Here is an 8730-nt window from a genome sequence, read left to right on the forward strand (position 1 = left end):
CGGGCGGCCCGCGCCTGGCGCAAGGCACGCTGCTGCGCGCCGCCGACCGCGACGTGCGCGTGCTGTCGCGCATGGACCAGCCGATCGTTGCCGTGCTCGAGGGCGTGCTGAGCCACGACGAGTGCGACGCGCTGGTGGCGATGGCGCAGCCGCGCCTGGCGCCGTCCACCACGGTCGATCCCTCGACCGGCTTCACCGTGGTGAGCGAGGGGCGCACCAGCCACGGCATGTTCTTCCGCCTGCAGGAAAACGCGCTGGTGGCGCGCCTCGACCAGCGCATCTCCGCGCTGATGCGGCTGCCGGTGGAGAACGGCGAGGGCCTGCAGGTGCTGCGCTACGGCGTGGGCGCGCAAAGCTCGCCGCACTACGACTTCCTGATGCCGACCAACGCGGCCAACCAGGCTTCGCTGGCGCGCAGCGGGCAGCGCGTGAGCACGCTGGTGGTGTATCTCAACGACGTCGAGGCCGGCGGCGAGACCGCGTTTCCCGAGATCGGCTACGCGGTTTCGCCGCGCAAGGGCAATGCGGTGTATTTTGAGTATTGCGATGCGGCCGGCCAGCTCGACGGCAGGACCCTGCACACGGGCGCGCCGGTGCGGGCCGGCGAGAAATGGGTCGTCACCAAGTGGATGCGGCAGCGGCGCTTCGTGCCGGCCGGCGGCGAGCCGCGCATGATGGCCGGCTAGTTGGCGGGCTGATGCCCGGCTGGTGCCCGGCTGGTGCCCGGCTGGTGCCCGGCGCCGGGCACCTTGAAAAAGATCGAGCCGATGGCACGCCTGTTCGTGGCAATCGAAGTCCCCGCGGCGCTGGCCGGCGCGCTGCTCGCGCGCGTGCCGCGCGCGGCGGGCATGCGCCTGGCGGCGCCGCATCAGGTCCACCTCACGCTGCGTTTTCTCGGCGAGCGCGACGAGGCCGCCGCGCAGCGCATCGAACAGGCGCTGGCGCGGGTCGCGTGCGCGGCGTTCACGCTGACCGTGCAGCAGGCCGGCTGCTTTCGCGGGCGCCGCGCCAGCGTGCTGTGGGCCGGCGTCGCGCGCAGCGCCGCGCTCGACGCGCTGCACGCCGCCGTCGGGCAGGCCCTGGATCGCTGCGGCGACGACGACACCGCCCCGCCGGTGGCGGCGGGGCATCGCCGCCATGCCGGCTTCCTGCCGCACATCACGCTCGCGCGCAGCATGCAGCCCGTGCCGGACGCCGTGCTGCAGGCGTGGCGCGCCGCGCAGGCGGAACTGGCCGGCGCGCCGTTCGCGGTCGGGCGCTTCGTGCTCTACCAGAGTCACCTGCTGGCCGACGGCGCGCAGCACGTGTGCCGCCGCGCCTACGCGCTGGCGCAGCAAGCGTAAACGCCGCGGCGTCCGGGCCGGGTTGCGGGGCTCGCGGGAGTGACCGCGCCGGCACCCGCGCCACGCGCACGCGGCCGGGCCGCACGCACCGGCAGTGCCCGAACGCCGCCGGACGGCCACCCCACGGAAGTCTGGCTTAAGTTTTGCCACACTTCGCCGTTGAACCAACAAGAGCTTGCGCAGCGACAGGCGCCGCGCTTAACATGCTGCGGCGCTGACGCCCGCATCTCGCGCGCGGGTCAGCCCGTTTTCCGTCGCAAGCCACTCTGGCGCGACGCAGGCCCCTCAAGACGTTTGCGTGATTTCATGAGTCTCCAAGATTCCTCGGAGCAATCCGATCAGGACGCGGGCGCGTCGTCGGACGATCGCTACCGCCTCACCCACTCCTCGCAGATCGGCACCGTGCTGCGCGATCTGGCGTGGCAGAAATGCATCGTCAACGTGCGCGCGCGCACCGCGCACGAGATGGTCACCACCGTCCTGCACGTGGATCCGGCCAGCCGCACCTTCATCTTCGACTGGTGCCGCACCGAGCCGGAGCGCCAGGCCCTGATGGCCTCCAGCGAGAATGCGTTTTCCGCTTCGCTGCGCGGCGTGCCCGTGAATTTCGTGATCGGCGCGCCCGAGGCCACCGAGTTCCAGGGCGCGCCCGCCTTCATCGCGCCGTTCCCGGAGAAGATGTATCACCTGCAGCGCCGCCGCCATTTCCGCGCGCGCACCCTGCTCACCAAGGGGCATAGCTGCAGCATCAAGATGCCCGACGGCGCCCAGCTCAAGCTCGACATCGCCGACCTCTCGCTGTCCGGCGTGGGCCTGCGCTCCAAGACGGTGGATGCCACGCGCCTGCCGGTCGGCACCACGGTATCCGGCGCCCGGCTGGACTTCGGCCCGCTGGGCAAGGTCGATCTGAACCTGCAGGTGGTGGGCCACTGGCTGGCCGGGCGCGACGACAGCGCCCTGCACCACTTCGGCTGCGCCTTCGCCAATCTCGACGGCCGCATGGAGAATTTCCTGCAGCGCCTGGTGTTCTCGCTGGAGCTCGCCAGCCGCGGCTGAGCGCGGCGGCAAGCGGCGGGCGCGTTGCCCGCCGTTCCAGACGTTTCAGCCCCTTTCAGCCCCTTCCAGCCGCCTACGCGGCGATCAGCTTGCCGATGGCCACCGCGGCCTCGCGCATCGGCGGCAGCAGCCGCGTGACCATTTCCGCCTCGGACACCTGCGTGGCCTTCATGCTGACGCTGATGCCGGCCATCACGCTGCCGGAAATCCCGCGCACCGGCACCGCGATGGCGCGCAGGCCGGGCTCCAGTTCCTCGTCCACCACCACGTAGTCCAGCTCGCGCGCGTTGGCGAAGCTGGTTTCCAGCTCGGGCCGCGAGATCTTGGTCTGCAAGGTGCGCGGGCGCAGGTCCACGCGGTCGAAGAAATCTTCCAGCGCCGGCTCGGCCAGGTGCGCCAGCAGCAGGCGCCCGATCGAGGTGCAGTAGGCCGGCAGCCGGCTGCCCATGCCGAGTGAATAAGTGAGCACGCGCTGCACTTCCGAGCGCACCAGGTACAGGATGTCGGTGTCGTCGAGGATGGCCAGCGCCGAGGTCTGCTGGATGCGCGCGCTGAGGCCGTCGAGGATGGGCTGGGCCAGCGACACCAGCGCGGTGGACGAGAAATACGCATGCCCCAGGTGCAGCACGCGCGGGCGCAGCGCGAACTGGCCGCCCTGCTGGCTGACGTAGCCGAGCTGCTCCAGCGTGTACAGGCAACGCCGCACCGAGGCCCGCGACAACTGCGTGCGCTGCGCCACCTGGGAGATGGTCAGCGGGCGCTTACGTTCGGAGAAAGCCTCGAGCACGCTCAGGCCGCGCGCCAGCGACAGCATGAAGTTGGGGTCGCCGGAGAAGCTGTTGAGAAGGTCGGCCTGGGGACGGGCGACGCGGACAGTGGCGGCCGGTGCCTGGCCAGGGCTGCTCGGAAGGGAGGCGTCCATTGGGCGATTGCGCGCATGTCGTTCGATAATCGCGCATCTTAAACCCCCTCGGCCCACCGGGCCAGCGCTTTTCTTGTGCGCGCCGCCTCGCAATGGTGCCCGCGGCCCGCGCGGCGGGAAAAAAAACGTCGCCGTCCCAAGGTGGCGGCGACATCGAAGGGTGCCATCAAGACGGGGGTCTTGGCGACGCCTCCAGCATAGGACGGCACATCAAGACATTGAATACAACTTCGGAGGGGATCGAAGTATCGGACAAGGCTCAATGCCGGGTCCGCGCCGGGGCGGGTAGAATCGCGCCCTTGTTTCCCATGCCGATCCTGCCATGACCGACCAGCCCGAACCGTCCGGCGACCAAGCCGCGGATGACGCCGACAAGATCCAGGAAGCGCGCCTGTGGCGCGCCGACGGCTGGACCGCCCGCGTACTCAAGAACGAGGACGACGACGGCTGGGCCGTGGCCATGATCAAGGACGGCGAGCCGGAGCCCGCCCTGGTCGGCCCGTGGACGATGGGCCGCGACAAGAAGAACCCCAAGCCGCTCGACGCCGGCGCGTTCTCCACGCTGGTCAAGACCGCCTCCGAGGTGCTGCGCCGCCACGAGCAGCAATTGCACGCCATGCTGCACAAGAGCGTGCTGGTGGACACCGACACCGCGCGCATTGCCGTGACGCTCGACATCGTGCCCGACGAGGACAATCCCTACGCCGTGCTGCGCGCCCGCGACGAGCTCGGCGAGGAGCTGGCCCAGGTGCGCGTGTCGCCCGCGTTCAAGCTGAGCAAGGCCAGCGCCGCGGACTGGATCGAGAACGAATACCGCCGCCCGGGCTGAAGCCGCGCGGGTCTTCAGCGGGTCTTCGGCGGACCTTCAGCGGGCCAGCAGCACCAGCGCGATGGCCACCGCCGCCGGCACGGCCTGCAGCCACAGGATGCGCCGGTTGGCCGTAAAGGCGCCGAACACTCCGGCCACCAGCACGCAGCCCAGGAAGAACAGCTGCACCGGCACCGCCGCGCCGGCCAGCCCCCACAGCAGGCCGGCGGCGAGAAAGCCGTTGTAGAGGCCCTGGTTGGCCGCCAGCGCCCGCGTGGCGGTGGCGAATTCCTGCGTCAGCCCGAACGCGCGCAGGCCGCGCGGCCTGTCCCACAGGAACATCTCCAGCACCATGATGTAGACGTGCTCCAGCGCCACCAGCGCGACCGCTGCAAGGGACAACCATTTCATGGACAAGGCTCTCGGGAAAGTACGGCGGGTTGGGAATCGTTGGAATCGTTGCGGGAACGCCGCGGGCAATCGTCGAGGGTAGCCGGTTCAGCCCGGCGCGGCCGGCGCCAGCCGCGCGATCAGCGCCGCGTGCCGCGGGTACGCGGCCCGCAGGCTGGCGGCGTCGGCCAGCTCGAACTCGCTGAACTCGAAGCCGGGCGCCACCGTGCAGCCGACCAGCGAGAAGCCGTCCGGGTCGCTGCGCTCGGCGGCGAACCAGCAGCCCGCCTTCACCACCGCCTGGAACACCGCGTCGCCATGTTCGAGCGCGTTGCCGAGCCGGTGCGTGGTCAGGCTGCCGTCCGCCTCCAGCACGTGCACGTGGAGCGGGCAGCCGGCGTAGAAGTGCCAGACCTCGTCGGCGCGGATGCGGTGCCACGCCGAGTACGCCCGCTCGCACAGCAGGTAGTAGATCGCCGTGGAGGCGGCATGCGTGGCCGCGCCGCCGGCGCCTTCGCGCGCCACGCGCGCGCCGTCGCGGTGCGTTTCGCGGTAGTAGCCGCCCTCGGGATGCGCCCGCAGGCCGAAACGCGCGATCAGCTGGTCTTGCAGGGCGGGGTCGGCGGGCATGCGTGGCTCCGGGGGCGGGAGGTGAATGGAAAGCGCATGATAACGGGAGCCGACATGATGCCTGCTGCCCGCGGAAAAGTCAGCGCGGCGTGGCTTCAGGGATTTTGAGGCAACCATGCAAGACGGCGCCCGCATGCGCGGCGCGGTGGTGGCACACTAGCGCCTATGCCCGCCGGCGCGGACATCCCGTGCGCGCCGCCAGAGATCTTGGGCAGGCAATGACGCGGAGCGTGGCGTGGGCGGTGTGGGCGAACTGAAGACCTTGCTGGAGAATCACGGCGTGGTGCTGGTGTTTCTCAATGTGCTGGCCGAGCAGGCCGGGCTGCCGGTGCCGGCCGTGCCCATGCTGTTCGTGGCCGGCGCGCTCGGCATGCGCGAGACCGGCCCGTCGATCGGCGTGGTGCTGGCGGCGGTCATCGTGGCCTGCCTGATCGCCGACACCGCGTGGTATTTCGCCGGCAAGCGGCTGGGCCAGCCGATGCTGCGCACCATCTGCCGCGTCTCGATCTCGCCCGACAGCTGCATCCGCCAGACCCAGTCGCTCTACCTGCGCGTGGGCCCGCGCTCGCTGGTGTTCGCCAAGCTGCTGCCCGGCGCGGGCGCGCTGTCCACGGCGATGGCCGGCATGACCGCCACGCCGTTCCCGGTATTCCTGTTCTACGACGCATTGGGCGCGCTGGTGTGGGCCGGCGGCGCGCTGCTGATCGGCATCGTGTTTACCGATTTCGTGGAAGTGATCCTGCTCGCCTTCAGCACCTACGGCCCGGTGGCGGTGATGGCGGTGGTGGGCGCGTTCGCGGCCTTCGTGGCGTACAAGTTCGTGCGGCGCGTGCGCTTGCTGCGGCGCACCCGCCGCGTGCGCCGCATGACGGTCGAGGAGCTGGAGTCGCGCCGCGGCGGCGAGCGCGGCCCGCTCGTGCTCGACGTGCGCAGCAGCGCCGAGGAGCGCATTCCAGGCGCCATGACGATGGACCTGCACGCGCCGCTGGAGATGCTGGCGGCGCATCCCGTGACCACCGAGATCGTCATCTACTGCGCGTGCCCGAACGAGGTGTCCGCCGCGATCCTCGCCGAGCGGCTGCAGGCCGCGGGCTACCTCAACACCTGGGCGCTGGCCGGCGGCTTCGACGAATGGAAGCGCCTGCAGGACAGCGCCTCCGCCGTGGAAGACCTGGCCCAGGAACCCGCGCCGCGCGCTTCCTGAGCGCAGTTCTAGCAGCCGACCCAGTAGGCGTAACCGACCAGCCGCTCGCCGAGGAAATACAGGCGGTACTGGTCGCCGTCGCCGTCCAGCGTGTACAGCGTGGTGTAGTCCAGGTGCTCGAGCGGGTCGCCCTCGTCGCGGTCGGACGGGCTGCGCACCTTGCCGGGCGCCTCGGCCATCTTCCAGTGTGGGTTCCGGCGCAGCGCCGCGTCGAGCTGGCTCAGCGTGGTGGCGGCGGTGATGTCGCGGCCTTCGAGCTTGAGCGTCAGGCCCGCCGGGATGCCGTGCAGCGCGCGGATCACGGCGTCGCCGCTGCGGCCCACCTCGATCAGCGCGTCCGGGTAGCGGTAGTCCATGAGGTGCTCTTCGTCCAGCGCCGTGCCGCATTCCTCCTGGTTGGGCGTGATCTCGGGCGGCTTGCCCCAGGCCGCCTGCACGTCCGCCATGCTGGTCAGCCCGCGCAGCGCCACCAGCGGGCGCGCCAGCGGCGCGGGGGCGAAGGCGGGCGCGTCATCGGGCGGCGCGGCATCGCCGTCGCGCGCGGCCTGCGCGGCGGAGGCCGGCGCCGGGGCGGCCGGCGTGCCCGCCTCGCGCTCGCAGCCCGGCAGGGCCGCCAGCGCGGCGCAGGCGGCGAAGATGGACAGGCAGCGCGGCAGCAGCGCGCCGGCGGGAGCATTCGGGCAGGACGTCATGCAAAAAGAATAGCCACTGGGGCAGGGACCGCATCAGGTGCGCAACCATACACCGAAGCGCACAGGCTGAACATGCCCGCTTGGTGGGCTGCCGAACGGAAGCGGCGCGCTGTACCGCATCACGCCTTCATGCTGTCTTGGGCCGCTTCATGTCGCCCCGCGCCGGCGCGGGCGGCCCGCCCGGCACTTCGCGCCGCCACCCGTCGTGGCGCCGCCTATACTTGGGCGGACATCTGCGAGGGAGAGCCGCATGCCTGCCGAAGACCAGCCTTCCGGAGATGAACCCGCCCGCATCGCGCGGCGCCGCCGGCAGCTCGGCATTCCCCGGCGCGCGCGCGACGGCGAGGGCAACTGGGCGCTGGCGCTGTCCGGCGGCGGCATCCGCAGCGCCACCTTCTGCCTGGGCGTGATGCAGGCGCTGGCCAAGGCGCCGCCGCCGCAACTGGCCGGGCGGGCGCCGCCGCCCGGCGCCGCGCCCGCCGACGTACAGGAAGGCGACGGCCCCGACGCCATCGCGCCGGCCCCCGCGCCGGCCACCGCCGCGCTGCTCGGCCAGTTCGACTACCTCTCCACCGTCAGCGGCGGCGGCTACCTCGGCGCCTTCTTCTGCAGCCTGTTCGTGCCCGGGCGCCTGAAGCCCGGCACCAGCGCCGCCGAGGCCGCGGCGCTGGCTTACCACACGCTGGAGCAGGAGCCGCCCGGGCGCATCCGTTCCTCGGTGTCCTATGCCGCCGAGCCCGGCCGCGCGGCGGTGGCGTGGCTGCGCGAGAACGGGCGCTACCTGACCCCGTCCGGCGGCGGCGATTCGCTCTACGCGGCCGCGCTGGTGGTGCGCAACTGGTTCGCCATGCAGTACGTGATCGGCAGCGCGTTGCTGTTGCTGCTGGCGGTGCTGGCCCTGCTGCGCCATCTTGCCGTGGGCTGCTGGATCGGCCTGGGCCGGCACCAGATGGACCTGCTGCACGACGCGCGCCAGGTGTTCAACGAAGGCGGCATGGCGATCTGGTGGAGCGAGCTGCTGTGGCTGCCGCTGGCGGCGCTGCTGCTGCTGGCGGTGCCGCCCGCGGTGGCGTACTGGCTGGTCTACCCGCGCGCCGGCGAGGCGCAGCCGGCGCTGCGCTTCGACAGCCTCGCCACGCGGCTGGCCGCGCTGGCGGGCGCGGCGATGCTGGGGCTGGCGGCGTGGCTGCACTGGCTCGGGCCGGGCCTCGTGGTGTCCTGCCTGCTGCTCGGCGCGGGCGTGCTGTGCTGGCTCGGCGTGGCCTGCTGCTTCGTCCTGTGCCGCGAGCCGCCCGCCACGGTGCAGGCCTACCGCGTGCGCGCCACGCGCGCGCTGAGCGGCGCGGTCGGCATCGTGCTGTGGCTGGCGGCGCTGGGCGTGGCGGACACCGTGGCGCGCACGTTCTACCTGTACACGCAGTCCAGCGGCCATCCGTGGGGCGCGCTCGGCCCGGCCGGCGCGCTCGGCGCCCTGGTCTGGCTGGTGCGCTACGGCGCCGGCATGCTCGACGGCAAGGGCGAGGGCGGCGCGGGCAAGGGCGGCATCGTGGCCGCGCTGGCGCGCCTGCCGGTGTCGCTGCTGGCCGGCAGCGCCGCCGCCGTGCTGGCGCTGCTGGTGTTCGTGCTGTGGTCGTGGCTGGTGCTGTGGGTGCGCTGGAACGGCGCCGAGCCGGTCGACTGGCTGG

Annotated in this window: 9 protein-coding genes and 1 pseudogene; 6 read left to right on the forward strand and 4 right to left on the reverse strand. The window is 71.9% G+C overall.

Annotation, left to right across the window (positions count from 1 at the left end; all coding sequences use genetic code 11):
- The 3 genes from K206_RS38005 to K206_RS0110975 form a co-directional block, all read left to right on the forward strand.
- Nucleotides 1–686 (forward strand): 2OG-Fe(II) oxygenase (locus K206_RS38005; protein ID WP_020202458.1); only part of this gene is annotated, 686 nt, incomplete at its 5' end.
- A gap of 63 nt (nt 687–749) precedes the next feature.
- On the forward strand, nt 750–1343 hold the full coding sequence (gene thpR / locus K206_RS0110970; RefSeq protein ID WP_020202459.1) for an RNA 2',3'-cyclic phosphodiesterase: 594 nt from the start codon (nt 750–752) through the stop codon (nt 1341–1343).
- A gap of 306 nt (nt 1344–1649) precedes the next feature.
- Complete coding sequence (locus K206_RS0110975; protein ID WP_020202460.1) at nt 1650–2399, forward strand: flagellar brake protein; 750 nt, start codon at nt 1650–1652, stop codon at nt 2397–2399.
- 73 nt (nt 2400–2472) lie between these two features.
- Here K206_RS0110975 and K206_RS0110980 read toward each other — a convergent pair whose 3' ends face one another.
- Entirely contained in the window at nt 2473–3321 is an 849-nt protein-coding gene (locus K206_RS0110980) for an IclR family transcriptional regulator C-terminal domain-containing protein (RefSeq protein WP_029043485.1), read from the reverse strand.
- 322 nt (nt 3322–3643) lie between these two features.
- Between K206_RS0110980 and K206_RS0110985 the strand changes: the two genes are divergently transcribed.
- Nucleotides 3644–4150, forward strand: a complete 507-nt coding sequence (locus K206_RS0110985) for a hypothetical protein (protein ID WP_020202462.1) — start codon at nt 3644–3646, stop codon at nt 4148–4150.
- 36 nt (nt 4151–4186) lie between these two features.
- Here the strand turns inward: K206_RS0110985 and K206_RS0110990 are convergent, their stop codons facing one another.
- Complete coding sequence (locus K206_RS0110990; RefSeq protein WP_029043486.1) at nt 4187–4540, reverse strand: DUF1304 domain-containing protein; 354 nt, start codon at nt 4538–4540, stop codon at nt 4187–4189.
- 87 nt (nt 4541–4627) lie between these two features.
- Nucleotides 4628–5149 (reverse strand): cupin domain-containing protein, encoded by a 522-nt coding sequence (locus tag K206_RS0110995; protein WP_020202464.1) that lies wholly within the window; start codon nt 5147–5149, stop codon nt 4628–4630.
- Between the two features lie 244 nt (nt 5150–5393).
- On the opposite strand from K206_RS0110995, the gene K206_RS0111000 reads away from it, so the two are divergent.
- A complete protein-coding gene (locus K206_RS0111000; protein ID WP_020202465.1) occupies nt 5394–6353 on the forward strand; it encodes a VTT domain-containing protein in 960 nt (319 codons plus the stop codon).
- An 8-nt stretch (nt 6354–6361) separates the two neighbouring features.
- Here K206_RS0111000 and K206_RS0111005 read toward each other — a convergent pair whose 3' ends face one another.
- The gene (locus K206_RS0111005; protein WP_020202466.1) at nt 6362–7045 is read right to left on the reverse strand and encodes a hypothetical protein; all 684 of its coding nucleotides are present in this window, start codon (nt 7043–7045) and stop codon (nt 6362–6364) included.
- 250 nt (nt 7046–7295) lie between these two features.
- Between K206_RS0111005 and K206_RS0111010 the strand changes: the two are divergent.
- Nucleotides 7296–8730: pseudogene (locus tag K206_RS0111010) on the forward strand (hypothetical protein); the annotation flags it as partial.

Source organism: Cupriavidus sp. WS (assembly GCF_000395345.1).
Lineage (GTDB): Bacteria > Pseudomonadota > Gammaproteobacteria > Burkholderiales > Burkholderiaceae > Cupriavidus > Cupriavidus basilensis_B.

Coding starts and splice junctions, on each gene's coding strand:
- K206_RS0110995 (WP_020202464.1), bottom strand. CDS start 5,149: ATGCCCGCCGACCCCGCCCTGCAAGACCAGCTGATCGCGCGTTTCGGC.
- K206_RS0110990 (WP_029043486.1), bottom strand. CDS start 4,540: ATGAAATGGTTGTCCCTTGCAGCGGTCGCGCTGGTGGCGCTGGAGCAC.
- K206_RS0110980 (WP_029043485.1), bottom strand. CDS start 3,321: ATGGACGCCTCCCTTCCGAGCAGCCCTGGCCAGGCACCGGCCGCCACT.
- K206_RS0110985 (WP_020202462.1), top strand. CDS start 3,644: ATGACCGACCAGCCCGAACCGTCCGGCGACCAAGCCGCGGATGACGCC.
- K206_RS0111005 (WP_020202466.1), bottom strand. CDS start 7,045: ATGACGTCCTGCCCGAATGCTCCCGCCGGCGCGCTGCTGCCGCGCTGC.
- K206_RS0110975 (WP_020202460.1), top strand. CDS start 1,650: ATGAGTCTCCAAGATTCCTCGGAGCAATCCGATCAGGACGCGGGCGCG.